The organism is Actinomadura sp. DC4, assembly GCF_030406325.1.
In the GTDB taxonomy this organism is placed as follows: domain Bacteria; phylum Actinomycetota; class Actinomycetes; order Streptosporangiales; family Streptosporangiaceae; genus Actinoallomurus.
The window spans coordinates 194,319-218,905 of sequence record NZ_JAUEQY010000012.1 but is presented as its reverse complement, the minus strand read 5'-3'; the positions used below and the strand labels follow the sequence as shown (position 1 = coordinate 218,905).

The following is a 24,587-nucleotide window of genomic DNA, read 5'->3' as shown; positions in this document are numbered from 1 at the left end:
GTTTTTCGATGACGTTCACCGTGCGCATCGTCGTCCGTGGTTACGAGCTCGACGTCCAGGGCCACCTCAACTCCGCCGTCTACCATCAGTACGGCGAGCACGCCCGGTGGGAGTGCCTGCGCGCGGCCGGCATCCCGACGGACAAGCTGCTGGCGGCCGGCACGGGCCCGGTGCAGCTCGAGGCGACGATCAAGTTCTTCCACGAGCTGCGCGGAGGCGACGAGGTCGACGTGTCGTGCGCGTTCGTGTGGGGGCCGGGAAAGACGTTCCGCATCAACCAGGAGTACGTACGCTCGGACGGCACGGTCTGCGCGTCGCTGACCGGGGTCGGCGGCATGCTCGACCTGGAAAAACGCCGCATGATCCCGGACCCGGGCGGCCACCTGCGCAGCCTCGCCGACGACCCGTCGATCTTGAATCTCTAGGGCCCGTACCGCTGGAGCAGGGCGCCGAGCTGACGGTCCGTACGGGACCGTGCGAGTGACCACAGGCCCGGGCAGCCCCGGAGGGCGCCGTGGTGGGCGCAGAGCAGGACGTCGGCGGCGGAGACCGCCTCGGCGAGCCGCCGGCGGGTGATCGCCTCGCGGTCGCCGCGGTGCCAGAGGAGCTGCCCGACGATCCGGCCGAACAGCGCCGCGCCGGGCACCGGCACCCCGGCGCCGGTCGCGGCGCCCTGGACGGCGAGGTCGACGAGCGGGCTGAGCGCGTCGCCGTCGTGCAGCCCGGCGAGCACGTGCCCGAACCGGTGGACGTAGGTGGCGTCGTCGCTGTCGGGCTGGAGCCTGCTCCACAGCAGCGCCATCCCGTCGCCCGTGGGCTCGGCGGCCACGACATCGCGCACGCCCTCGTACGCCCGCAGGCCGCGGTCCTCGATCAGCGACCAGGACGGCGTCTCCCACCCCAGGGCGCGCGCCCGCCCGGTCCACATGTTCTCGACGATGACCTCGTGCGGGGATCGGCCGAGGCCGAGGACGCCGAGCTCGCGGGCCTCCAGCAGCAGCTCGCGGAGCCTGGGGGTGTTCGACCAGGTCAGCTCCTCGGGCGAACCGGCGGCACCCTGGCCCGTGTGTCTCTCGTGCGTTCCCGCCGACTCCAGCGGGAACACCACGCGTACGCCGAAGGACGCCGGGACGCCCGCCGGGGCGGCGTCGTCCTCGGCCGACACGCCGTCGCCCTGCCCGCGCGAGACGTTCTCGTCCTCGGCGAAGAGCTCCGCGAGGCCGCTCGCCGGCGGTAGCCGCCCGGCCGGCAGGCCGTCGGGCCCGGGGCCGTTCTCCATCGCGCCGTCGCCGGCTCGGTCGGGGGAGCCTCCCACTCCGTCAAACGCGCCCATGGCCCGAGCATGCGCGCGGAGAAGGCCGGATGCAACGGTCAGATAGCTCCATAGGTCACCTATATAGGCATGTGATATTTTTCCCGTCATGAGTGATGACGACACGAGGTCGACGGTGGCGGCCGCGCTGGACGAGCTCACCCGGCTCGGCATGCGGCGGGGCGGGGCCCCGCGGGACATCAGCTTCACCACCGCCTCCACGCTCTCCCGCCTCCACCACGAAGGACCCCGCCGGCTCACCTCACTCGCCGCCGACGAGGGCGTCGCCCAGCCCTCGATGACCCAGCTCGTACAGCGCCTGGAACGGCAGGGGTACGTCGAGCGCGAGCGCGACCCCGGCGACAAGCGCGTGGTCTGGGTCGGGATCACCGAGGCCGGCCGGCTGCTGCTCGCCGAACGCCGGGCGCGCCGCGCTCAGGAGATGGCAGACCTGCTCGCCGCCCTTCCCCCCGACGAGGAGGCGGCGCTCGCCGCGGCCGTACTCGCCGCCCTCCCCGTCATCCGCCGGCTCACCGACACCGCACCACAGCCCATCGCTTCAGGACAGGACCGCTGAGCACCGTGAACGATCCCTCCATGTCGGCCAGGACGACGAATCCGTTCCGGCAGCCCCGCGCCGTATGGGCCGTGGCGTTCGCCTGCGTCATCTCCTTCATGGGGATCGGGCTGGTCGACCCGATCCTGCCCGCGCTGTCCACGAAGCTGCACGCCGGCCCGAGTCAGGTCGAGCTCCTCTTCACCAGCTACCTGGTCGTCACCGCGGTCGCCATGCTCGTCACCGGTTTCGTCTCCAGCCGCATCGGCGCCAAGCGCACCCTCGTCGCCGGGCTGATCCTGATCGTCGTGTTCAGCGCGCTGGCGGGCTCGGCCGGCTCGATCTCGGGCATCGTCGGGTTCCGCGCCGGCTGGGGGCTGGGCAACGCGCTGTTCATCGCCACGTCCCTGGCGGTGATCGTCAGCTCGGCCAGTCCATCGCGGCCCCGATCAAGGCCCTGCGCCACCGCGGCCTGCTCACGATGGGCCTCACCGCCCTCTGCTACAACTGGGGCTTCTTCACGGTCCTCGGGTACGCGCCGTTCCCGATGAAACTGGGCGCGCACGAGCTCGGCTACGTCTTCACCGGCTGGGGCGTGCTCGTCGCGGTCTTCGCCATCTTCGGGGCGCCCCGGCTGCAGGCCCGCCTCGGCATCGCCCGCGCCCTGTACCTCAACCTCGCCCTGTTCGCCGTGGACGTCCTCGCCATCGCGATCTTCACCGACTCGCGTACGGTCCTGATCGTCGCGGTCATCGTGGCCGGGATCTTCATCGGCGTGAACAACACCATCACGACCCAGGCCGTCATGACCGTCTCCCCGGTCGAACGCCCGGTGGCCTCGGCGTCGTACGGCTTCGTCCGCTTCATCGGCGGCGGCCTGGCGCCGTTCGCGGCCGGCAAGATCGCCGAACACTCGAACGTGCACGTGCCGTTCTACATCGGATCCGCGGCGATCGCGCTCGGCATCGTCGTCCTGGCGACGGGCCACGGCCTGTTGAACGACGCCGAACGCGCCCAGGCGGCCGAGAACGCCGAGGAGCATGAGGAAGAAGAGGCCGTGGCGGAGGAACTCGGCTCCTCGACCTGAGCTGTGCCTGCCCGGGGGCGCCCCCCACGGGCCGGGGTCTGCAGGGGGGCGTTCGGGTTCGTCTCATAGGCCTCGGTTTGGCAGATGCCACCGATCAAGAGCGACTCGAAGTTGTAGATCTTTGAGGACTCAGCGGCCTGACAGAGGAGCCGTCGACCTGACCAGGCGGGCTCAGGCGCGGTGGGCGGTGACGATCCAGGCGCGGGAGTCGAACCGGACGCCGTCGTCGGTCAGGTGCTCGGCGAGCTCCTGGCGTAGCCGCTCCTCCGCGCGGGACGCGTCGGCCGGGGTCAGGCTGCCCAGGACCTCGCGGGTGCGGGTGAAGCCGCGGACCCACTCAAGGGCGGCGGCCACGTCCGGGCCGTAGTGGACCGGTTCGTCGACGTCGGTGAAGGCGACGCCGGCGAAGCCCGCGGCCCGCAGGATCTCCCGCACGGCCGGCGGGTCGGCGAGCGAGAACGGATCCGGTCCCCCGGGAGCACCCGCCGCACCCAGGGCTCGGCGGACGGCGACGTCCCACTCGTTGTGCTCGGGGGCCTGCCAGACCATCATCACCAGGCGCCCGCCCGGGCGGAGCGACCGCCCGATGTTGGCGAACGCCGCGACGGGGTCGGCGAAGAACATCGTGCCGAACCGGCTCAGCGCCAGGTCGAAGCGCTCCGGCGGAAAGGGGTGGACCTGCGCGTCGGCGTGCTCGAAGGCGACGTTGCCGGGGCCTTCCGCACGGGCCAGCTCGCGGGCGCGTTCGATCGCGGGTGCCGACACGTCGATCCCGAGTGCGCCGCCCTCCCGTGCCGTGCGCGCGGCGTGCCGGGTCGTCTGCCCGGCACCACAGCCGATGTCGAGGACGTGGTCGTGCGGCCCGACGGCGGCCGCGCGGCGCAGCACCTCGTCGTGCCGCCGGAGCTCGGCGTCGTAGCCGCCGGTCCGCTCGGCGGCGTAGGTCTCCAGGCGGTCGGCCAGCTCGCGCGGGTGGCTCAGCGCCAGGGTGTGCCCGCCGTCCATCTCATCGGGGGTGACGCCCAGGCGCTCCCGGGCGACGCGGCGGAGGAAAGCGGCGGGGAGCAGGCGGTCGTCGCGGCCGATCAGCACCCGCGTGGGGACGTCGGGCCAGGCCTTGAGCGGCGAGGGCTCCTCCATCCGGGCCTCGGACTGAGGGCGCCCCCGCTTCAGCGCCTCGGCGGCCAGCTCCGGCGGGACGTCCTGGTAGAACAGGGCGGTCACGTCGTCGTAGTCGCCACGCTCCTCGTCGAAGTAGCGCGTATGGGACCAGTGGTCGGCGGGCGCCTCGCCCGGCGCGGGGATCAGGGGCGCGACCAGGACGAGCAGTTTCACCGCCACCCGGTCGCAGACGAGCGGGGCGGTGAAGCCCCCCGACGACTGCGCGACGACGACGAGGTCGGTACGGTCGCCGATCGCGTCGACCACGGTGTCCGCGTACTCGGGCAGGCCCGCGGCGTCGTCCTCGCAGGGAAGGTCCGGCGCGACGGTGTCATGGCCGCGCGCACGGAGCTCGGCCTCCACCAGGTGCCAGTACCAGCCGACGTCGCCCGCACCGTGGATCAGAACGAATGTGGCCACCTCTGCCCCTTCCGGTTCGTGCCGAGGCTAGGCGACGGTGCCGACATTCCCGGGCGCGAAGGTGCTCAGCCCATCGGTGATGAGCCGCGCGGCGCGGTGGACGTCCGCGGTCACCTCCCGGTGGACCCGGGCGTGGTCGGCGGTGCCGGACAGGGACTTCGACAGGGCACGGGCCTGTACGCGCCACAGGCCGAGCAGCGCGGTGGCGGCGATCTGCGGCTCCGGGTCGTCCGGGGTCATCCCGGCGCGCGCGGCCAGGATCGTGGCCGCCACCGTGGTGAACCGGTCCATCATCTGGCTCTGGTACGCCCGCAGGGAGGGCGTGTCGTCGATCAGCTCGCCGAAGCGCCGGCTCGCGGCGGCCGCCGCGGCCGGATCGTCCTGGGCGCCGAGCCAGGACGTCAGGGCGTTCAGCTCGTCGTCCAGGATCCGCAGGGCGGCCTCCACCGGCGGCGGTTCCGGAGCGGCCAGGCCCGTACGCAGCGCGGCGATCGTGGACTCCAGCCGGTCCAGGATCAGCGGCTCCTTGGCCGGGAAATAGTTGAAGACCGTCTTCTCCGACACTCCGCACGCCTCGGCGATCTCCGCCACGCGTACGGCGTCGAAGCCGCGATCCATGAACATCTGCGTCGCCGTGTCGGTCAGCCGCTGACGCGTCAGGCGCTTCTTGCGCTCACGCAGCCCTTCGGTCTCCGGCGGGCGCGGACGACCTTGACGACGACGGCGGACTCCGCTCCGCGAATGCCCTCCAAGGGCCTTGACAGCGCCTGCACAAAAACGCAAGATCCGGTCAGACATCGGATCTATCGACGATGAATGGCGGGCCACATCGGACCGATCCGCCATTCGTCGCACCTCATGGTCGGATGTCTTTGCGTCCGCACCAGCTGGAGGTCCCATGCGAAGGCGCGTGAGCCGGCTCATCCTGGCCGTCGTTCTCCTCTGCGGCCCGGCCGTCCCCGCGACGGCCGCCGCGGCCACCCCGGCCCCATCCGGCACCGCTCCCGTCCCCGTACCCCTGACCGGCCTGGTGAACGACGACGGCATCGGCGGGAGTCCCGGCCAGGCCGACTTCGACGGGAGCCACTACTCCTACCCCGCCGACCAGGTGCCCGCCGCCGGCGCGGTGACGCTGGGCGGCGTGCCGTACGCCTTCCCTGGCGCGGACGGCGACGACAACGTGGTCGCACTCGGCCAGGACGTCGCGCTTCCCCGCGGCCACTACGTCACGGCGTACGTGCTGGGTTCCTCCAGCTACGGCCAGACCGGCGGGACGGCGACCGTGCACTACGCCGACGGCGGCACGACGCAGGCGGCGCTGAGCGCGCCGGACTGGTACTCCGGGGGCACCGGCGCGGTCAATGCCGCCTACCGGTACAGCCCGACCGACACCGACGCCCACCCGGTCGCGATCTTCCCGCTCTCGGTGTGGCTCGACCCGGCCCGCGAGGCGACCTCGATCACCCTGCCCACGACGGCGAGCCCGGCCGCCGGAACCTCCAGCCTGCACGTCTTCGCACTGTCCCTCCAGCCGGCCGTGCACGGCTATGCCGTACGGGTGGGGGACGCGGCCTCGACCACGAAGACGACGGCCGCTGGGCGGCAGATCGTGGAGGCCACGGTGGCCAACCTCGGCGACCAGTGGCTCAGCCCGGACCACCGCGCGACGGTCACCGTGACCGCCCCGGGCGTCCAGACCACGGCCCCGGCGACGGTCGACCGGCTCGCCCCCGGCGACTCGCAGCGGGTCGAGGTGGCGATCGCGCCGACGCGTCCGACGGCCGCCGGCACCGCCGTACCCGGGCAGGTCACGGCACGCGTCGCCGGCGGCCCGTCCGCCGCCCAGGACCTCACCCTGCACGTGGGCGTCCCGGCGTACGAGGCCAGCGACGCCTCGCTCGGCACGCACCAGGCGCCGGACTGGTTCTCCGACGCGAAGTTCGGGATCTTCATCCACTGGGGCGTGTACTCCGTGCCCGCGTGGGCGCCGGTCGGCCAGGAGTACGCCGAGTGGTACTGGCAGCACATGAACGACCCGAACGACCCGACGTACGCCCACCACGCGGAGACGTACGGCAAGGACTTCTCCTACGACTCGTTCATCCCGCGGTTCACGGCCGCGAAGTTCGACCCGCAGGCGTGGGTGCGGCTGTTCCAGGACGCGGGGGCGAAGTACTTCGTGCTGACCTCCAAGCACCACGAGGGATTCTCGCTGTTCGACACGGCGGTGAGCGACCGGAACTCGGTGAAGATGGGCCCGCACAAGGACCTGGTCGGCTCGCTGTTCGCGGCGGCGCGTAAGTACACGCCCGGCGTCCATCCCGGGGTCTACTACTCACTGCCCGAGTGGTACGACCCCGCGCTTCCCTGGCAGGGCCACGGCCCGCAGAACCCCTACACCGGGGAGCCGGAGCCGTACACGGGCTACAAGCCGGTGCAGGACTACGTCGCCGACCTCCAGGCGCCGCAGATGGAGGAGCTGATCCACAAGTACAGCCCGGACGTCATGTGGTGCGACATCGGCACGCCGGCCGCCCCGCGCTCGGTCTTCGCGGACTACCTCAACCACGCGGCGTCGGAGGGCCACCAGGTGACCTACGACGACCGGTGCGGCATACCGACGCACGACTACACGACGCCGGAGTACGCCAAGTACGGCGACACGGTCGTGGCCAAGTGGGAGGCGAGCCGCGGCCTGGACCCGTTCTCGTACGGCTACAACGCCGCGACGCCCGACAGCGCGTACATGACCGCCGAGGACGCGGTCCAGGACCTGGTCGACATCGTCAGCAAGAACGGCAACTTCCTGCTCGACATCGGCCCGCGCGCCGACGGCACGATCCCGCAGGTGATGCAGGACCGGCTGCGCGCCATCGGCGCGTGGCTGAAGGTCAACGGGGAGTCGGTGTACGGGACGAGCTACTGGTCGCGTGAGGCGTCGGCCGGCGACGACATCCGCTTCACGGTCGCGCCGAACAAGGCGTTCTACATCACGTCGTTCGCCCGCCCCGGCGGCCAGGTGACGGTGAACGCGCCGGTGCCCGTACGCGCGGGCCAGCGGATCACGCTGCTCGGGTCCGACGGCAAGCCGCTGAAGTGGACCGCGAGCAACGGCACGCTGACCATCGACGTCCCGCCTGCCGCCCGGCGGACCGGTCAGTACGCCTGGGTGTTCAAGGTCGACTGGTCCTGAGGGCCCTTGGTCCGCCCTCTCACGTGGTCACGAGGGGGCGGACCCGGGTCAGGAGGGCGCTCGACCGGATCGGCGAGCCCCGCGAGTGACGCGCGTCAGGCGGGACGGTCGTCTCCGGCGGCGGACTTCAGGGCGCCGAGGATGCCGGACAGCTCGGCGAGAAGGCCCGCGACCGTCGTCGCGTTGTTGCCGCCGATCGTGACCGACCGCAGCTCGTCGGGCTTGGGCAGGCGTTCGACGATCTCCGGCAGGGAGGTGACCAGCTGGGCCTGGATGCTGGCCGGGGTCTGCTCGTTCGTCATCGCCGCGCGGAGCCGTTCCCTCTCCAGCTCCAGCAGGTCCAGGTCGTGCTTGGACCGTCCTTCGGCGGCGGCCAGCGCGAGTTCGCCGTCGGCCTTCAGCCGCGTCAGCTCCTGCTCCGTACCGATCCGCAGCCGGCCGGTCTCCGCCTCCTCGGCGTTGCGCTCGCGCTCCAGGCGGAGGGCGTGCAGCGTGGTCTCCTTCTCCAGCTCGGCCAGGTCGCGGGCGTCATCGTGCTCGCGCTTCGTACGCCGGAGCCGTTCGGTCGTCTCGGCGTCGAACCGGCGGGCCTCGTTGCGGGCGCGGAGTTCGGCGAGTTCCTCCTCGTTCTCGATGCGCCGGGTCTCCTTCTGCCGGGCCGCCGCCATCTCGCGCTCGGAGATCGCCTCCTCCGTCTGCAGCTCGGCCAGGCGGGCGATCCGGGACTGCTCGGAGCGGTACGGCTTCTGGAGGTTCTCCCACAGCCGTGACGAGCTGACCACGGCCTCCTTGATCTGCACGGTCACGATGCGCAGCCCGAGCCCCTGGTCGCTGTTGTCCTCGCCCTCGGCGACCGCCCGCAGCCGGGCCGTCAGCTCCTCGATGATCGGCTGCTTGTCGCTCAGCACGTCCCGTACGGCCATGGTGGACACCTTGTCCTTGATGGCCGCCTCGGCCTGCTCCTTGAGCTGGAGGTTGACCAGCCGCATCGGGTCCTCGAGGTCGCTGAAGTCCAGCTTGCGGTACGCGGTGCCGAAATCCTGGATGATCCACTGGACATAGCCCTGGACGAGCACGCCCTGCAGTTCCTGGCAGATGCAGTACGCGTTGATCAGGATCGTCTGGGTCGCGCCGGGCACCACGAGGAACGAGTCGGTGGCCGGGTTGTAGCGGAACGAGACGCCCAGCCCGACGTGCAACGGCTCCGACCTGCCCCGCCGGGTGTGGACCACGAAGGCGTTCGGCGGCACGATGACGGTCTTCCACCGCCACATCCCGCTGATCCGTACGTCGACCGGACCGGTCGCCGGGGCCGCGGGGGCGGCGCCGCCACCTCGTGCGGCGCGTTCCCGCTTGGCGAGCGGGGACGCCGCGGCCGCGGGCGCCGGAGCGCTGGGCGCGGCGGGCGCACGCCTCGACCGCAGATCGCCCTCGAGCATCGCCTGCTGTGCGACGACCTGGTCGAGATAGGTGTTGCCGCCGTCCTCACCCGCAGAAGCCATGAAAGTCTCCAATTTCCCACGATCTCGCCCCATCGTCGCAGGGGGGTCAGCCGTACGACGCGGATCTTGTACGCCTGGTTCCGGCGTCACATGCCTTGGCTACTCTGGCGGACCATGTACGAGATCACCCGGATCGCCGGGTTCTTCGCCGCCCACGGCATCTGGAGTGTCGCCGACGGCGAGACCCTGATCCCCCTGCTGGGCTACGAGCGTCCGGACGGCAGCCACGGCATGGACCGTCTCATGTACGACGACTTCGCCGAGGCCGCCAGAGCCGGGCGGGAGGCGCTGGAGACGGGCTGGGAGGACCGGGTCCGCGCGGTGCTCGTCGCCGACGCGTACCTCCAGCTCGAGTCGGGACGGGTCGACGCGCTGGTCATCGACGCCGCCGAGTACGTCCCGGTCCGGCGGTCGGTCAAGATAGCGGTGCCCTACCGGCCGGGATCGAGCCCGCAGGGCTTCGCCGTGTACCGGCCCAAGTTCATCGAGGAGACCGGCATCGACGAGCCGGACTACCCCGCGATGGCCGACTCCTTCTTCGCCGGGGTCGACTCCCACGAGCAGGCGGCGGCCGTCTGGAACGCGCACCTGCTCGACGAGTCGGCCTGACAGACCTGCCGGCCTGACGCGTCCGCTGCCGTCACCGGTTCGCCCGGTGACGGCAGCGGCCGGGCCTACCTGTCCAGCAGGCGGAGGCGATGCACCCCGCCCTGCTCGGTACCGGCGTACAGCCACCCGCCGTCGGGGCTGACGGCCAGGCCGAGCACGGCGGTGTTCTGCAGCCCCGCGGAGACGTTCTGCCAGGTGAGCCCCCCGTCGGCCGAGCGCAGCACGCCCCGGCCGCCGGCGAGCAGCCCGTTCTGGGAGTACGACGCGGTGCCCGCGTACAGCACGTCCGGGTCGCGCGGCGACATCACCAGGGACGACACCCGCATCGCCAGCGGACCCGCGTCTCCGGTACGGAAGGTGCGGCCGCCGTCGGTGCTCACCCGCAGTGCGGCACCGCCGGCGACGATCCGCTGCGGCCTCCTGCGGTCGACGCCGATCGCCGACACCGCACCGTCGGCGGCCTTGGTGACGTGCGCGCCGCCGTCATCGGAGCGGTAGAGGCCGTCGGGCGTGCCGATCCACAGCCGGCCGGGGGTGACCGGGTCACCGGCCACCGCGTCGACCCGGTGTCCCAGGACGTACTTGCGCCAGGTCTCCCCGCCGTCGCGGGTGACGTAGAGACCGTCGCCGGCCAGGCTGGTGAAGCCGACCGCGACCTCACGGGAGTCGGCCGGGTGGACCAGCAGGGCGGTCGGCGTCTCACCCTGGTGGGTGACGTCGGACCAGGTCACGCCGCCGTCGGCGGAACGCGACAGCCAGAAGCCGCGGAACGCGTCGGTGCGTACCTTCCAGAGCACGCGAGGGTCCGACGGTGAGGCGGCGAGCTGGCCGATCGTCGTGCCGACGGTCCCTTCCTCGCCGTTGGCGCCCCACTCGGGGTTCACGCGCCGGCCGGTCGGCAGCGCGGCGGCGGTGGTCCCGGTGTCGGTGCCGGCGACGAGCGCGGTCGTGCCGTCGGTCCGCTCGCCGAGCGCCAGCGCGTGCACCGAGGTGCCCTGCACGCCGATCCGGGTGTAGTGGCCGCCGCCGTCACCCGTGGAGTACAGGCCGCCGCTCTCGGCCGACACCAGCGTGTCGTTCCCGAGCGTGCCGAAGTCGCCGTCGACCGGGCCTCTCGCGGGCTTGGGCGACGCCTTCCAGATGGCGCCGTGGTCGCGGCCGGCGAAGTCCTGCTCGGTGTCGCCGACGTACACGGTCCCGCCGACCATCCGCACCGAGACGGCGTACCCGCCGTCCGGCCCGGTGTCGTGGAGCACGCTCCACGTACGGCCGCCGTCACGTGAGCCGCGGACCACGCCGTCCGCGGTCGCGGTGACGACAAGTCGCGCGTCCGCCGCGACGCCGACCGGAGTGGCCCCGCCGGTGGTCGTGAGGACCTGCCGCGCGGGGGCGAGATCGTCCCCCACCGCGTCGCGTACGGCCCAGACCCCGCCGCTCGCGCTCACGTACAGGTCGCCGCCGGTCAGGGCCGCACCCCGGACACCGGCGGGGAGCGTCGTCGCGTGCGTGGTCCAGTGCGCTCCCCCATCGTCGCTGCTGACGATGCCGTCCGCCGTCACCGCGACCAGCGTCCGGTCCTCCGACAGCAGCGCGTTCACGTGGGTGTCGGGGAAGGCGAGGGTCTGCCAGGTCCGCCCGGCGTCGCCGGTGGACAGCACCTTTCCCTCGTACGTCGGGTCGAAGGCGACGACGGAGTCGGCGTCGGCCCGGCCGTTCACCGCGTACCACATCCGTTTCGGGTCCTTCGGGTCGACCACGACGGTGCCGGTGCCGCCGGCCACCGGCAGCCGGTCGAGCTGCCGCCACTTCCGGCCGCGGTCGGTGGTGAGCCAGAGCCCCGCCTTGCCGGGCTGGGCGAGGACGAGCTGGCCGGGGGCCGCGGGTGAGGTCGCCAGCCGCCCGGCCTGGCCGTTCGGCCCGATCGGCTCCCAGCGGTGGTCGCCGGTCGCGGCCGCGACCACCTCGAACGTGCCCTGGCCCCACAGCACCTGGCCGCCGGCCGTGGTGGCCCGTGCCTCCAGCGTGTACGTGCCGGCCTTCGGCCCGGTCACCGGGGCGCGGTACCAGCGGTCGTGGTCGAGGGTGGTGGTCACGTCCGTGCGCTTCCCGTCCGGGGCCGTCACCGTCACCACCGGGGGCGTGGCCAGGTCCGCCGGGGCGTAGGCGAACACCTCCGAGTGCCCGTCGCTCGGGTCGGGCGTGGTCCTCAGCAGCAGCGGCCGCAGCGCGAGCAGGTACGGCACGCGGAGCCGGTCCCCCACCGTCACCCAGCCGCTCACGTCGGTGTCGGTGGCGGCGCGGTCCGCGGTGGCGCCGACGGTGACCGTGACACTCCGGCCGGCCGGGATCGTCACGCTCGACGGGGTGACCTGGACCCGGCCCGCGCTGCCCGGGGCCGCGGAGACGCCGAGACGCGTCCTGACGGTGGAACGTCCCTCATTGGTGAGCGTGACCGTGGCCCTGGCCTTCGTCGTACGGTCACGCAGATCGGCCAGGCCGAACGAGACGGCCGGAGGCTGAGCGGTGACGGTCGCGTCCGCCGCGGCGGCGACGTCGAGCCGGCCGCTGCCCTGGGTCGTCGGACCGGTGCCGGCCAGCGGCTTCGCGGCACCGATGAGCGTGGCGGCGACGTGCGGGGTGCCGAGCTGGGACAGCAGTGCGGCGGCGCCCGCCACGTGCGGGGACGCCATGCTGGTGCCGGACATGCGGTACTCCCCGGAGGGCCACAGGTCCTTCGGCACGCTCGACCGGATCTCGACGCCCGGTGCGACCAGATCCGGCTTGAGCGTGTAGCGGGTGGTCGGGCCGCGTGAGCTGAAGTCGGCGATCTGGTCGGTGACGTCCTCACCGCTGATCGTGATCTGGACCTTGCCCCGCGCGCTCAGCCGGCCCAGCTCGGCCCACTGGGTCTCGTCCACGCCCATCACGACGATCTTGTCCATGCGCAGGTCGTCGCCCGATGCAAGGGTGTGAGGCGTGGCCGGTCGCACGCCGGTGCGCTGCGGGCCGGCGTCCCCGCCGGAGTACAGGAGAGCGGCGATCGCGCCGCGGTCCTCGGCCTCCCGGGCGAGGTCGGTGGTGCCGGCCTGTGCGGAGTAGGCGACGATCTTGCCGTGGAGGTCACCGGCCCTGGCGAAGTCGGCGGGCTCTCCCTGACCGAGGTCGACGAGGGTGCCGGTGACGGGCTTGACCGGTGGGTTGGCCGAGTATCCGGCGCGGGTCGTCTGCAGCTCCTCGCCGGTCCGGGTCAGCCGGGCGGCGGGCATCCGCACTCCGCTGAACGAGGCCCCGACGGCCACCACCCCGTCCGCGGCGGCGGGCGTGCCGATGGTCGACGCCCCCGGGCCGTCGTTGCCGGCCGCCGCGACGACGACCACGCCGGACCGCGCGGCATGGGTGGCGGCCTGCCCGAGCGGGTCGGTGCCGTCGCCCGGGCCGCCGAGGCTCATGTTGACGACCTGGGCGCGGTGCGGGTTGGCCGGGTCGACGGCGGCCTCCAGGCCCGCGATGATGTCCGACTCGTAGCCGGCGCCGTCGGCGTTGAGCACCTTGTAGGCGGTCAGCGAGACGCCGGGCGCGGTCTGCGCGATGATGCCGGCGACGTGGGTACCGTGCGCGTTGTCGTCGGCGGGATCGTCGTCGTCGTTGACGAAGTCGTGCCCTCCGACGACCTTCCCCGCCAGGTCGGGGTGGGTGGCGTCGACACCGCTGTCGATGACCGCGACGGTGACGCCGGAACCGGTGACGTGACGGCCCGTCCGGTCCTCGCGCTTCCAGAGATCGGGCGCGCCGATGAGACCGATGTTCGCGTCGGCGGCGGCCTTCATCGGCAGGTCCGGATAGACGGCCTTCACACCGGGCAGTGCCCGTACGGCGCCCAGCCGATCGGCGGGGACGGTCGCAGCGACCGCGTTGACGAGCCGGGAGAACTCCCGCGAGGGACGCAGGGTGACACCGGCCCGGCCGGCCTGGTCACGCAGGCTCTCCTGCCGCGCTCCGGGCGCGGTGTCGAGCTGGATGATGACCCGCTCGCTCGCCCCTGTCTCGGCGCCGGCGGTTCCGCCGCCGGCTGCGGCGGGGATGACCGTGGCCAGCAGGGCCACGGCCAGGACGGGCCGCAGCCCTGGTTTCTTGATCACCGGCCCACAATGACCTTTTGGTACAAGGCCGGACAATTGTTATGTGTGGCTCATTGCGGACGTTGGCACATACCGGACACGATGCGGACATGCTTCAGGACGGCCGGATTCTGGCTCCGCTCGACGTGACCGCCTTCGACGAGAAGGTGTACCGGGAGTTGCTGTCCGTCTCGGAGGCCACCGCGCGAGAGCTGGCGTCCCGCCTCGGCTGCGGGCTGGCCCGGCTGGTCGGGGCGCTGGACCGGTTGCGCGCCCGCGGTCTGGTGAGCCGGCTCTCCGGCCGGCCGAGGCGTTACGCCGCCGCCGAGCCGGACGTCGCGCTGGAGACCCTGATCCGGGACCGGGAGCAGGGGCTGGCCCGGCTGCGTACCGCGGCGGCCGAGATGACAGTGCTGTTCCGCAGCGAACGCGCCGGCCAGGCGGGCGCGGTCGAGATCGTCACGGGACGGGACGAGGTCGCCCGCCGGTTCCTCCGCCTGCAGCACGCGGTACGGGAGGACATGCGGATGCTGGACCGCCCGCCCTACGTCCTGGCCGCCACCAACCCGGTCGAGCCCGGCGCGCTCCAGCGCGGCGTACGGTGGCGTGCCGTCTACGCGCCCGAGGCACTCGAACAGCCCGGCGCGCTGGACGACATCCACAAGATGGCCGCGCTGGGAGAACAGGCACGGGTGACCGGCGGCATCCCGGTCAAACTGGCCATCGCCGACCACGACGCCGCCCTGGTGTCCGTGCACCTGGAGCAGGCCACCACGGAGGCCGCGCTCGTCTACTCCTCGGCGTTGCTGGACGCCCTCATCCAGTTCTTCGAGTTCACGTGGGAACAGGCCTCTCCCCTCGGCGCGGACCCGCAGTCGCCGCTCGCCGAGGAGGACCGCAGGCTGCTCACTCTGCTGCTCGCCGGCCTCAAGGACGACGCGATCGCCCGCCAGCTCGGCTTGAGCACCCGCACCATGCGGCGGCGGATGAAGCACCTGATGGACCTGCTCGGAGCCGACAACCGTTTCCAGGCCGGCGCCCAGGCCACCCGCCGTGGCTGGATCTAGCGGTCGTGATGGGCCGTCGCCGTTCGTCGTACCGCTGGACGCTCTCATCAAGGAGGAGACGTGAAGTATCTGATGCTCGTCTGCGTCGACGAGGACGTGGAACCGAACGACGACCCCACGCCCTGGGTCGAGGAGATGGAAGGCCGCGGTGTCCGGCGTACGGGCAACCGGCTGCGCCCGGTCCGCGACTCGACGACGGTACGGGTCAGGGACGGCGAGGTGCTCGTCGCGGACGGGCCGTTCGCCGAGACCAAGGAGCAGGTCGGCGGCTTCGACATCCTGGAGTGCGCCGACCTCGACGAGGCGATCGAGGTGGCGTCGAAGCACCCGGCTGCGGCCTTCGGGACCTTGGAGCTCCGCCCGTTCTGGTGAGGCTCCGGTGTCGTGGAGCGCCGGTCCGCGTTCGTCGTCTTCACGGGTTCGTACGGACGACGACGGAGGGCGCACACCATGGAGATCCAGAACCGGACGACGACCGCTCGGCCGGCGACGCGTGAGGGCCGTGGCCGGTGGCCCGCCACGGCCGTCTTCTTCCTCAACGGGCTCACACTGTCGACGTACATCGTGCGGCTGCCGTCGCTGAAGGCCGAGTACGGTCTGACGGACGGCCGGCTCGGCCTCGTCGGAGTGTTCTTCGGCCTGGCGGCGCTCGCGTCCATGCAGTTCGTCGGGCCGCTGGTCGCCCGGGTCGGGAGCCGGCCCGTCCTTCGCGCCTCGCTCGTGACCATGCCGTTCCTGCTGGCGTTGCTGGGCGTGGGCGGTGGTCCGGTCGAGTTCGCCCTGGTCGCGACGGCGCTCGGTGCCGTGCACGGCGCCACCGACGCCGCCATGAACGCCTACGCGGTCACGGTCGAGCGGCTCATCGGGCGTCCGATCCTCAACGGGTGCCATGCCGCCTGGAGCGTCAGCGCGGTCGTCGCCTCCCTGGCGGCGGCCGCCCTGGCCCACGCCGGTGTGGGTTCCACCGCGCATCTCGTGGCCGCCGCGGCCGTACTCCTCGCCGGCGGGCTCCTGATCGGACCGCTGCTGCCGTCCACCCCACCGGACGCCGCCGTACGCGAGCGCCGCGGGTGGCGAGGCGGCTGGACCCGTACGATCATCGCCCTGGGCCTGACCGGCACTGCCCTGATGGTCTGCGAGGGCGCCGCCCTGAGCTGGAGCGCGATCTTCCTGCACGAGAGCAGGGGCGCGTCGCTCGGCCTGGCCGCGACCGCGGTCACGGCCTACACGGCCGGCCAGACCGGCGGGCGGCTGGCCGGCGACCGCCTGACCCTGCGGTTCGGCGCCTCACCGGTCTTCCGCACGGGCGGCCTGGTGGCGGCCTGCGGCCTCGCGATGGCCGTGCTCATCCCCCAGCCGTCGACGGCGGTCACCGGCTTCGCCGTGATGGGCCTCGGCACGTCGGTCCTGCTCCCGCTGACCTTCAGCGCGGCCGGCCGGGCGGGCGGGGACGCGGCGGTGCTCGTGTCCCGGTTCACGACGTTCACGTACGCGGGCATCCTGCTCGGCCCCGCGGTGATCGGCTGGACCGCCGAACTCGCGGGCCTGGCCTGGACGCTGTCCGCGCTGATCCCCGTGCTCCTCGCCGTCACCGTTCTGAGCCGCCTCCCGGACTCGGCGGGTGTCCGCCGAGGGTGACAGGTGCGGGTATCGCACGCGAGGATGGTGCTTCCAGGCTTGAAGTACCGCCCGAGAACAGGAAGAGGTTTGGTGACCGGCCAACCGCCTCCCGGCTGGTATCCGGACCCGCGCGAGCGGGCGTTCCAGCGTTACTGGGACGGCCGCGCGTGGACCGCCGCCACCCGCGGCGCGTCCCAGACCCCCTCCGCGCCGGGTCCGGCGCGGACCGGCCTGGCGTCGCTTCCCGCCGGCCGCACCGCGCGCGGACCCCTGTCGCCACCGCCGGCCGTGCCGGCGCGGCATGCGTCCTCGCCCGTACCCCACGCCGCGGCGACGCCGCTCGACGGAACGCCCATAACCGGCCCCCCCTTGGCCGGGCCAGGGCTCGGCTCGACCATCGTCGCCCTGACGACGCTGATCCCGGCGGCGATCGGCGCGCTGACCATCGTGGCGCCGATCGCCTACGGACTGCACCTGGTCTGGCCGCTGTGGGGCGCCGCCGTGCCGATCGTGGTCTGGGCGGCCGGGGCGGTGCTGGCGTCCTGGCGGGCCACGTTCCTCCAGAAGGCGTACGGCTACCGTGACCCGACCACGGAGGAGCTGCGCCGCCTCAAGGAGCCGGCCCGCCGCGCGCTGGACCGCGTCGGACTGTCCGCCGGGCGGGTCCGGCTGATGATCGTGAAATCACGCGAGCTGAACGCTCCCGCGACGACCGGACAGCTCGTCGTCCTCACCTCGTACGCGACCGAGTCGCTGCCACCGGACCAGCTCGAAGCGGTGCTGGCCCACGAGCTGAGCCACCACGTCGGCCTGAACGCCGTGCCGGTGTTCTGCTACACGCAGCTGACGTTGCCGATCCGGGCGCTGTGGTGGCTGCTCACCCGCATCTGGCATCCCGTACGGCGCATGTGGCGGGTGGCCGTGCGGTGGCATACTCCGTTCGGGTTCCTGGTGACGTTCCTGCTCGCCATCGCGGTGGCCATCGTTTTCGCGGTCCTGGTGATCCCGGTCGGCGTCGCCGTCGTCGGCGCGGCCCTGTCCCGGTTCTCCACCGACCGGACCGAGTTCAATGCCGACCACGCAGTGGCTGGCCTCGGCTTGGGCCCGCAACTACTCTCAGCCTTGGAAATCACCATTGAGGCAGGCATCATCGGCACTGACCGCACCGGCCGTCTGCTCGCCCTCCCGCCCCTTGACGTACGCCGTGCCCAGCGTCTGCGCAGAAAATTCGTACAGTAGTCGTTGGCAAAAACAGCCGTCTGCACAGACGGCCATAAAGGACAGACGCTAACCGGTCGGTGTGTCAGCCCGGTAGATCACCTAAGGTCATCTGATCGGCCAATGAGCGTACCTGGGCGAGGAAATCATCAAGCCCTGCATCATCGAACCCTGCATCGGCCACTATCTCGCCAAGCAGAAGAATCTGTGCGCGGGCTCTGGACTTCTCGTCCAGCTCGGTTGCGATGCCACCACCGAGTGCTCGCCTAACCAAGATCTCCGCAGTGAGAGGATCAACCTCTGCGCCATCCTCAAGCAGCTCAGCGCGCTTAGCGGCCACGAACCGGATGACGTCAGCGACCGTCCATGTCGGGGAGAACCGGCGACGAACCGCGCTGACGAAGGCGGCATATACCAACTCGCCGTACCCCTCCACACGACCGGACTCGACAAGTTGCTCGGTCAACCGTCCAGCCTGGTCGGGGTCAAGTGCCAGGAAGGCACGCAGCGCCGCCACCTGCTCGCCGCTCACCAGCATGCCGCGCTCCGCCGATCGCGTCAGCTGGTCCATTCGTCGGCCAGCTTGCTGGCTTCGACCAAGAATCCATCGAGTTGAGCATCGTCGAGTCGCGCATCGACGATCAGCGCGTACAAGAGGATGATTTGGGTGCTGACCTTGGTCTCAGTGTCAATATCGTCGACTTCTTCATCGGTGAAGATGGCGAGAATGAGACGTTCGGCAGCACGTGGGTCGATCTCATCGGCGTCCGTGAGGTGACGGGTCCGTACGTCGGCGACGAACTCGACCACGTCGGCGGTTTTGCCGTCCGGCGCGAATCTACGATCAACCGCTTCGAAGAACGCGGCGGTAAGAAGCGCCGTGTAACCGGTCTGGGCAGCGGTCCGGTCGAGCTGTCCAAATAGCCGCTTGTGGCTATCAAAGTCCCCCGTCAGGTAAGCCTTCAGGGCCGCTACCTGATTAGCAGTCACCGGCATCGTCAAACACCTTTCTTTTGTTTCAGCCTCTCACGGCCTCTGCGGTAGACCTCGCCGACTACGACACCCGCCGCGATCAGCGCGGTTACAGTATCCGCTGCGTTGATCCCATCATGCGGTGCTGGGACCGCTTCCGGGCCTGTTCTCGTCTCTGGATGGCCGGCCGGCGGACGCTGGAAGATCTGGTCGATCCGATTGACGACCTTCCCTACGTCGTCGAGGACCTCTTCGCCGGATTCATACATCTTCCGACGGGCTCTCTCCGCCCGGGACTGCTTGTCGTTTTCCATCTTGACCAGCTCTTCGCCGGTCGGCAGGATTCCTGCGATATCCAGTCCACCGGTGGCCCAAGTTGGTTCGGTCCGTTCGCTCGTTGAATCACCTTGGAGGGTGAGCTCAGTCCCCTCGTCGGTGGTGCCCTTCACGTCCGCACTACGCTCGTCGGTCGCTCCGGGGTCTGCTTCATCGAGTGATTCGAATCGTCGGGCTAGCGTCTTCGCACCGCTGCTAGAGGCATCGTCGGTGTCGGCAGCAGCTTCCTCGTCCGCGAGTGCCTCAACGGAGCGATCTGTCATCCGAGTCGAGTCGTCGTCGGCGAGTGGCTTCCCTGTGTCCTCGTCTTCAGGTCGTTCGGTCGCGATCGCGGATACGGGCTGTTTATCCGTCTCGGGCGAGGTGGTGCCGTCGTCCGGAGCGCTCTGACCATCGGGTAGCTGTTCGCGCCGATCGGTCTCCTTCGTCGAACCGATGACGCCGTCCGAGGGCGGTGCCGTGTCGGACCGGGCCTCAGTGTTTTCCTGCGAGGGACCGTAGTCGTCCCGCTTGCCGGCACCGTCGTTGCCGGTTCCCTCGTTGGACTCCGGTGTGCCGGGCGGCTCAGGCTTCTCGGTGGCATTGGAGCCTTGTTCGCCGGAGGTCTCCTGCGATGCGTGCGAGGTGTCCGCTTTGTCGTCGGCCGGTTTCTCGGTGTTCTGGGTGCTGGTCTCGTTGGCGGCGGCTGCTCGGTCGCGGCTTTCGGCGCGGGAAGGGTAGCCGTCGGTTCCGGGCCGGTCCGCCGGTGGTGGCGGGCGGCGGTCGGGTTGGGCCTCTGTGGTCTCGGCGTTCGTGTCGGTGCCGTCGCTCGCGCGGTCAGTGGCCATCGGGGTTCTCCCCTGCGGCTCTGGCGTGGCGGTTGAGGAGGCGGGTGCTTTCGGCGTACTTGTGGCGTAGGCGCCTCGCGGTCGGCTCGTCCAGGAGGGCCAGGCGGGCCGGGTCGCTGTTGTCCGCGATGTCGGCGCGTTTGACGGCGCGGGCGATCGGGTTCTCAGCGGCGCGCGCCATGCTGTCCTCGAGTGGCTCGCCGGGGTTCTTGGTCAGGGCTCGTACGGCCGCTATGACCGGTTCTGGGCAGCCGGCCGTACGCAGGTCCTCGGCGGTGGTCGGGGTGTCCTCCAGGACGTCGTGCAGGATGGCGGCCATCCGCTCGTGTTCGCCGGTAAGGCGGTGCATGACGCGGAGCGGATGGTCGATATAAGGGCGGCCGGCCTTGTCGGTCTGGCCGGCATGTGCCTTCCGGGCCAGTGCGATGGCCTCTTCCACGGCGAACATCGGGTTCACCGGTTTCCGTCGCGGCCGAACAGCGGCGGTGGTCCCGGCGAGTCGTCGTCTCGTGGCGCGCGGCGCGGCGGCGGGGTGGTGCCGGGTGGGGTACGGGGCCAGGTCCTCCCGGCCTTGGGCTGCGGTGGCGCTGGGCGGGGGCCGGCCTGGTGTCCCGATGGCGGGCCGGGCGCGTACGGCAACTGCGTGCGCGGTGGTTCGACCGGTGGTGGTGCGGCCCATCGCGGCGCGTACGTTACCGGCGGGGGCTGCGTGGCCCGGTGCCGCGGCGGGTCCGGTAGCGGGGTGGTCGCGACGCGGTCCAAGGTCACGATGGCCGGGTCGCACTCGACGGGGGTGAGTCTCCGGCCGCCTTCCGGGCGGGTCTCGACGAGCAGGAGGGCGTGGTCGGGGAGGTGCTGCAGCGTGACCGGTTCGACGGCGTACTCATAGACGCGCTGACTGGTGTCGGCGTCGCTCCAGTTCGTTCCTTCGGCGTACGAGTAGGCACTCGACCAGTTTCTCGACACCGATCGACTCTCGCCGGTGGTGTCCGTCTCGCTCGTCCCTCCGCCCCGGGTACGGGAGTCACCGGTGTTGGTGGAGCGGTCGGTGAAGAACCCGGCAGGGCCTCCTCCGGAGCGGGTCACGCCCGAGGAGCGGGTGTCGCCCCAGTTCGTCGACGTGCCGAGCGAACGTGACGTGCTGATCGTGTCCGAATCGCCGGCGCCTTCGGTGTCGGAGTCGGTGTGGGATTCGTTGCCGCCGACGTTCTTGGTGATCTGGGACAGCACGAACTTGTGGTCCCGGCCGATGAAGTCCGCGGCCTTGGCCGCGTCCTCGTGGCCGCCCAGCCGCATGAACGCGACCGCGCCTCCGCCGAGCATCTCCCCGCCGGTCTCCCGCAACCGCCGGAACAACAGCGTCAGCGGTACGCCCCGGCGTTCACAGGCGTCGGCGAGGCGTTCGAGGTGACGGCGAGCGAGCTCGTTCGCGCCGGCGACGACCACGGACGGGCGGGGGTCGGCAGAGGCCGTGACCCGATGGGTGACCCACTGCACGATCAGGTCGGTCAACAGCTCCGACCGTACGTTGCGGGCCTCGCTGTCCAGCGCGATACACGTCAGGAACCCCGGAGTACGGTCCTCGGGTTCGGCGCCGAGACCCTCGATGGGGTGGATGTAGGACTCGATCCGGGAGATGTTCGCGTGCGCCTGGCGCCGGTACTCCACGCTGAACAGCTCGTTCCCGATACGACGGCGCTCGTCGCGCTCCAGGACCGGTGAGTCATCCGGTTCGCCCATGAGAGCGCGCAGCGCCGCGCCGATCCGTGCCAGGGAGACGTGCTCACCGAGCGCGTCGCAGACCTTGGTCAAGATCCGGTCGTCCATGCTGCGTTCGGCCCGCGCGGCCTCGGCCGAGCCGCCGTACATCGACTCCACGATCGCGTCCACCAGCTCCCGGGCGCCCAGCCCGGACAGCAGGGTGGACGCGGCGAGCCGGGCCGGCAGGAGCTGGGTGTCGACCTCGATGTTCGCGGCCCGGGCCAGCGACGCCAGCTCCCCGCACACCAGCTCCCGCGACAGGTCGATGACCAGCAGCGGCCCGGTGATCAAGGCCGAGGATCCATAGGTGCTCAGCAGCGCTTCCCAGCCGAAGAGCGTGCCGCCGAACACGTCCAGGCGCCGCTTGGCGAGGGGACGCGGAACCGTACCCCACTCCGGGCGCGCGCTCGCCGCGCCGCGTTCGTTCGCCTCGTGGTGGTGCCGGCGCGCCTGCCAGTTTCTCAGCTCGGCCTCGTACGCCTGCTCGGCCTGGCGACGCGCGAGCTCGTACGCCGCGCGGGCGTTACGCCGCATGCGGAGCGCGATCCCGGTCAGCACGGCGCCCGGCGCCAGACAGATCAACGCCAAAAGGATCGACCCGACCGGCACCGATGCCTTTGCGAGCGAATGGTCGCCGACCGCGTACGCCGAGAACGCCGCCAGGACCGCGAATGCGGTAAGACTCAACGGAAAAGTTCGGGTCAGGCGCCGCCGCGCCACCTGTTCGGTCTGGACGACCTGCCGGTGCAGGTATTCCGGCAGCCGCCGAGGCTGCGGCCGAGGATCGGTGAACGGCGTGTAGAACGCCCAGCGATCACGGAAGACCCAGCCCAGCCGCGGATCCGGGGAGAACAGCAGAGACCGCCGTTCCAGCAGCGACTGACGACTGACCGGTTCGACGGTCATGATTCCGAAACCCCCGTACCCCCACCGCGCACGTACTTGACAATCACCTTTGACCATCCCCGGTTAACAACCCAAGCAGAGCCATAGCGGACTTGTCACTACTTCTGTATGGGGCGAACGCTTCCAATCGGGCGACCCGCTCAATAACCTGGCCCCTCGGCCGCAGACGCGTCACAAGGCCGCACACACGGGGAGGAAGCGGATTGTGAGGTACACATTCACCTCACCGGGCGCCCACTTCCTCGATCTTCAGGCGGGCCTTGGTCGTGACCGCTGACCGCACGACCATCGGCGACACCGACGCCGAGGTGACAGAGGAACCTGCCGCCCCCGAGCGCCGTACTCCAGCCGATGCCCCTGGCGCGGATGGCGCGCCATCCCGGGCGGACAGCCGCGCGGGCGCGGCCGCCGCCAACGACACCACGAGCAGCCGCACAGATCAGGAGCCGGGCGAAGACAAGCCGGAAGCCGCCCAGCAGGACGTGGGATCCACCACCGAGCCAGAACCAGCCGGTTCGGTGGCCGCGCCCGAAAGCGCTGCCGCCGTCGGCACGGGCACGGACGACAGTGCGCCGTCCGTCGAGGGCACGCGTAAGGATCGCAGTGCGTTCCCCGATGAAGTGGTCGGCGAGGAGCAGGAACGACCCGAGGCCGAAGAGTCGGGTGCGCGCGCGGACGTCACCGACGGGATCGCGGCAGAGATCCGTCCGTCGGTCATCTGGGGATCCCAGGACACCCGGCCATCCACAGAGGCGGCATTCCGGAAATCCGCCGCCCAGAGCACCGACTCGCCCTCCACGGCCGAGGTCACGGGGCCCCTCGAACGGCGGGATCGACCGGACGCGGCCGCGGAACGACCCATGTATCCGGAGGTCACCGACCGGTCGGACTACGCGTTCACTGATCGCGAGTACGCCTTCGCCGGAATCTCCCCACAGCAGGCTTGGGACATGCACGAGCGTCGCACACCTCTCGGGACACAGCCCGAACAATGGGCCATGTGCACGGGGGAACTGCACGAGGCGCTCGCCACCGAGGGCATCACTGACGCCGACGTACGCCTCAAGGGCTCCGCGGCCCGGTTCTGCTCGGAGAACCCGAAAAAGTCGTTCCCGCAGACTGAGGACGAACTACGCGCCAAGGTCACCGACCATTACCGCAACGCACCACCGGAGGAACGGACGCGGCGGACGGACAACGCCGTCGCGACGTATCGAGAGGCGGGCTTCGCTGAGGATGGAGGTAAACCCGCCGCGCCGTTCTTCGACAGCATGTACGAACTCGACGCGACCAACGAGCCGAGCGACTACGACTTTCAAGTGGCCAGCGACGGCCTGGCCGACCGGTTCCAGCAGTTCGAGAAGGCCGATCCGAAGACCGGGTGGCGGTCCGAACACGGCGGCCACTACAAACACCGGCATCTGGAACGTGTCGCCCCGGCGCTCCATGACTGGGCCGGACGCTGGGAGGGCATTCTCGGACGGGACGTCACGATCGCCACGTTCGATCACCGAGGACCGGCCACGGGACTGCACGACAGCGACTGGAAAGTGATCGAACTTGAGGAGCAGACCAATCGATGAGCATCAAGACGTTGTTCGACTTCCATTTCACCGCCGACCTCGACGGCTACCACAGCCGGCTCCTGAGCGAGGCGACCGGGATGCGGATCGGTGACACCGACGATCTCTCCAAAGACACGCCCGGCAAGGGACAGATAGCACCAGGCGTCAACATCCACCTGTGGCGTCCGGGCAACGAGCCGAACGACTGGCAGCTCGATGCGACCACCCGCGAAGCCGACTACGACCATGCAGCGGTGGCCGCGTGCCGAGAACGGCTCTTTCACGTGCTCCCGCAGATCTCCCAGGCATGGGAAGAGAAGAATCCGCCCGAGTGAGGGCACGAGCCGACATGCCCGT

At 71.0% G+C, this 24,587-nt stretch carries 22 protein-coding genes; 12 read left to right on the top strand and 10 right to left on the bottom strand.

Features of this window, described 5'->3' with window-relative positions:
- Positions 1–8: 8 nt before the first annotated feature.
- Entirely contained in the window at positions 9–425 is a 417-nt protein-coding gene (locus QWU11_RS21275) for an acyl-CoA thioesterase (RefSeq protein ID WP_290115819.1), read from the top strand.
- Here the strand turns inward: QWU11_RS21275 and QWU11_RS21270 are convergent.
- Positions 422–1,333, bottom strand: coding sequence for a hypothetical protein (locus tag QWU11_RS21270; protein WP_290115818.1), 912 nt, complete (start codon positions 1,331–1,333; stop codon positions 422–424). The two genes, QWU11_RS21275 and QWU11_RS21270, sit on opposite strands and share 4 nt — an antisense overlap.
- A gap of 88 nt (positions 1,334–1,421) precedes the next feature.
- Here QWU11_RS21270 and QWU11_RS21265 point away from each other — a divergent pair, with 88 nt between their 5' ends.
- From QWU11_RS21265 to QWU11_RS21255, 3 genes are read left to right on the top strand one after another with little or no spacing between them, the layout of a single operon-like run.
- Positions 1,422–1,889 (top strand): MarR family transcriptional regulator, encoded by a 468-nt coding sequence (locus QWU11_RS21265; RefSeq protein WP_290115817.1) that lies wholly within the window; start codon positions 1,422–1,424, stop codon positions 1,887–1,889.
- 20 nt (positions 1,890–1,909) lie between these two features.
- Positions 1,910–2,419, top strand: a complete 510-nt coding sequence (locus tag QWU11_RS21260; RefSeq protein WP_290115816.1) for an MFS transporter — start codon at positions 1,910–1,912, stop codon at positions 2,417–2,419.
- Positions 2,350–2,955 (top strand): MFS transporter, encoded by a 606-nt coding sequence (locus tag QWU11_RS21255; protein WP_290115815.1) that lies wholly within the window; start codon positions 2,350–2,352, stop codon positions 2,953–2,955. Before QWU11_RS21260 ends, QWU11_RS21255 begins: the two co-directional genes overlap by 70 nt.
- 171 nt (positions 2,956–3,126) lie before the next feature.
- Here QWU11_RS21255 and QWU11_RS21250 read toward each other — a convergent pair whose 3' ends face one another.
- Both QWU11_RS21250 and QWU11_RS21245 read right to left on the bottom strand, forming a co-directional pair.
- Entirely contained in the window at positions 3,127–4,536 is a 1,410-nt protein-coding gene (locus QWU11_RS21250) for an alpha/beta fold hydrolase (protein ID WP_290115814.1), read from the bottom strand.
- Between the two features lie 27 nt (positions 4,537–4,563).
- A complete protein-coding gene (locus QWU11_RS21245; protein WP_290115945.1) occupies positions 4,564–5,181 on the bottom strand; it encodes a TetR family transcriptional regulator in 618 nt (205 codons plus the stop codon).
- Between the two features lie 253 nt (positions 5,182–5,434).
- On the opposite strand from QWU11_RS21245, the gene QWU11_RS21240 reads away from it, so the two are divergent.
- On the top strand, positions 5,435–7,729 hold the full coding sequence (locus QWU11_RS21240; protein ID WP_290115813.1) for an alpha-L-fucosidase: 2,295 nt from the start codon (positions 5,435–5,437) through the stop codon (positions 7,727–7,729).
- Between the two features lie 95 nt (positions 7,730–7,824).
- Here the strand turns inward: QWU11_RS21240 and QWU11_RS21235 are convergent, their stop codons facing one another.
- Positions 7,825–9,231, bottom strand: coding sequence for an SPFH domain-containing protein (locus tag QWU11_RS21235; protein ID WP_290115812.1), 1,407 nt, complete (start codon positions 9,229–9,231; stop codon positions 7,825–7,827).
- A gap of 114 nt (positions 9,232–9,345) precedes the next feature.
- On the opposite strand from QWU11_RS21235, the gene QWU11_RS21230 reads away from it, so the two are divergent.
- Positions 9,346–9,840 carry a hypothetical protein gene (locus QWU11_RS21230; protein ID WP_290115811.1) on the top strand — a complete coding sequence of 165 codons (495 nt, stop codon included), beginning with the start codon at positions 9,346–9,348 and terminating at the stop codon, positions 9,838–9,840.
- Positions 9,841–9,905: 65 nt separating this feature from the next.
- Here the strand turns inward: QWU11_RS21230 and QWU11_RS21225 are convergent, their stop codons facing one another.
- Entirely contained in the window at positions 9,906–13,979 is a 4,074-nt protein-coding gene (locus QWU11_RS21225) for a S8 family serine peptidase (RefSeq protein WP_290115810.1), read from the bottom strand.
- Between the two features lie 89 nt (positions 13,980–14,068).
- Here QWU11_RS21225 and QWU11_RS21220 point away from each other — a divergent pair, with 89 nt between their 5' ends.
- The 4 genes from QWU11_RS21220 (at position 14,069) to QWU11_RS21205 (ending at position 17,884) form a co-directional block, all read left to right on the top strand.
- Complete coding sequence (locus QWU11_RS21220; protein WP_290115809.1) at positions 14,069–15,025, top strand: helix-turn-helix domain-containing protein; 957 nt, start codon at positions 14,069–14,071, stop codon at positions 15,023–15,025.
- A 60-nt stretch (positions 15,026–15,085) separates the two neighbouring features.
- Positions 15,086–15,397 carry a YciI family protein gene (locus QWU11_RS21215; RefSeq protein ID WP_290115808.1) on the top strand — a complete coding sequence of 104 codons (312 nt, stop codon included), beginning with the start codon at positions 15,086–15,088 and terminating at the stop codon, positions 15,395–15,397.
- A 78-nt stretch (positions 15,398–15,475) separates the two neighbouring features.
- Positions 15,476–16,663, top strand: coding sequence for an MFS transporter (locus tag QWU11_RS21210; RefSeq protein ID WP_290115807.1), 1,188 nt, complete (start codon positions 15,476–15,478; stop codon positions 16,661–16,663).
- A 72-nt stretch (positions 16,664–16,735) separates the two neighbouring features.
- Entirely contained in the window at positions 16,736–17,884 is a 1,149-nt protein-coding gene (locus QWU11_RS21205; RefSeq protein WP_290115806.1) for a M48 family metalloprotease, read from the top strand.
- A gap of 64 nt (positions 17,885–17,948) precedes the next feature.
- Here QWU11_RS21205 and QWU11_RS21200 read toward each other — a convergent pair whose 3' ends face one another.
- The 5 genes from QWU11_RS21200 to QWU11_RS21180 are packed head-to-tail and all read right to left on the bottom strand — an operon-like array spanning position 17,949 to position 22,665.
- Positions 17,949–18,434: a hypothetical protein gene (locus QWU11_RS21200; protein ID WP_290115805.1), complete on the bottom strand. Its 486-nt coding sequence runs from the start codon at positions 18,432–18,434 to the stop codon at positions 17,949–17,951.
- On the bottom strand, positions 18,422–18,859 hold the full coding sequence (locus QWU11_RS21195) for a hypothetical protein (RefSeq protein WP_290115804.1): 438 nt from the start codon (positions 18,857–18,859) through the stop codon (positions 18,422–18,424). The genes QWU11_RS21200 and QWU11_RS21195 overlap by 13 nt, the downstream gene beginning before the upstream one ends.
- Before the next feature lie 2 nt (positions 18,860–18,861).
- A complete protein-coding gene (locus QWU11_RS21190; protein ID WP_290115803.1) occupies positions 18,862–19,998 on the bottom strand; it encodes a hypothetical protein in 1,137 nt (378 codons plus the stop codon).
- Entirely contained in the window at positions 19,988–20,446 is a 459-nt protein-coding gene (locus QWU11_RS21185) for an HD domain-containing protein (RefSeq protein ID WP_290115802.1), read from the bottom strand. The genes QWU11_RS21190 and QWU11_RS21185 overlap by 11 nt, the downstream gene beginning before the upstream one ends.
- Before the next feature lie 5 nt (positions 20,447–20,451).
- Positions 20,452–22,665 (bottom strand): hypothetical protein, encoded by a 2,214-nt coding sequence (locus QWU11_RS21180; protein ID WP_290115801.1) that lies wholly within the window; start codon positions 22,663–22,665, stop codon positions 20,452–20,454.
- A 266-nt stretch (positions 22,666–22,931) separates the two neighbouring features.
- Here QWU11_RS21180 and QWU11_RS21175 point away from each other — a divergent pair, with 266 nt between their 5' ends.
- Complete coding sequence (locus QWU11_RS21175; RefSeq protein WP_290115800.1) at positions 22,932–24,248, top strand: hypothetical protein; 1,317 nt, start codon at positions 22,932–22,934, stop codon at positions 24,246–24,248.
- Positions 24,245–24,565, top strand: a complete 321-nt coding sequence (locus QWU11_RS21170; protein ID WP_290115799.1) for a hypothetical protein — start codon at positions 24,245–24,247, stop codon at positions 24,563–24,565. Before QWU11_RS21175 ends, QWU11_RS21170 begins: the two co-directional genes overlap by 4 nt.
- Positions 24,566–24,587 lie beyond the last annotated feature (22 nt).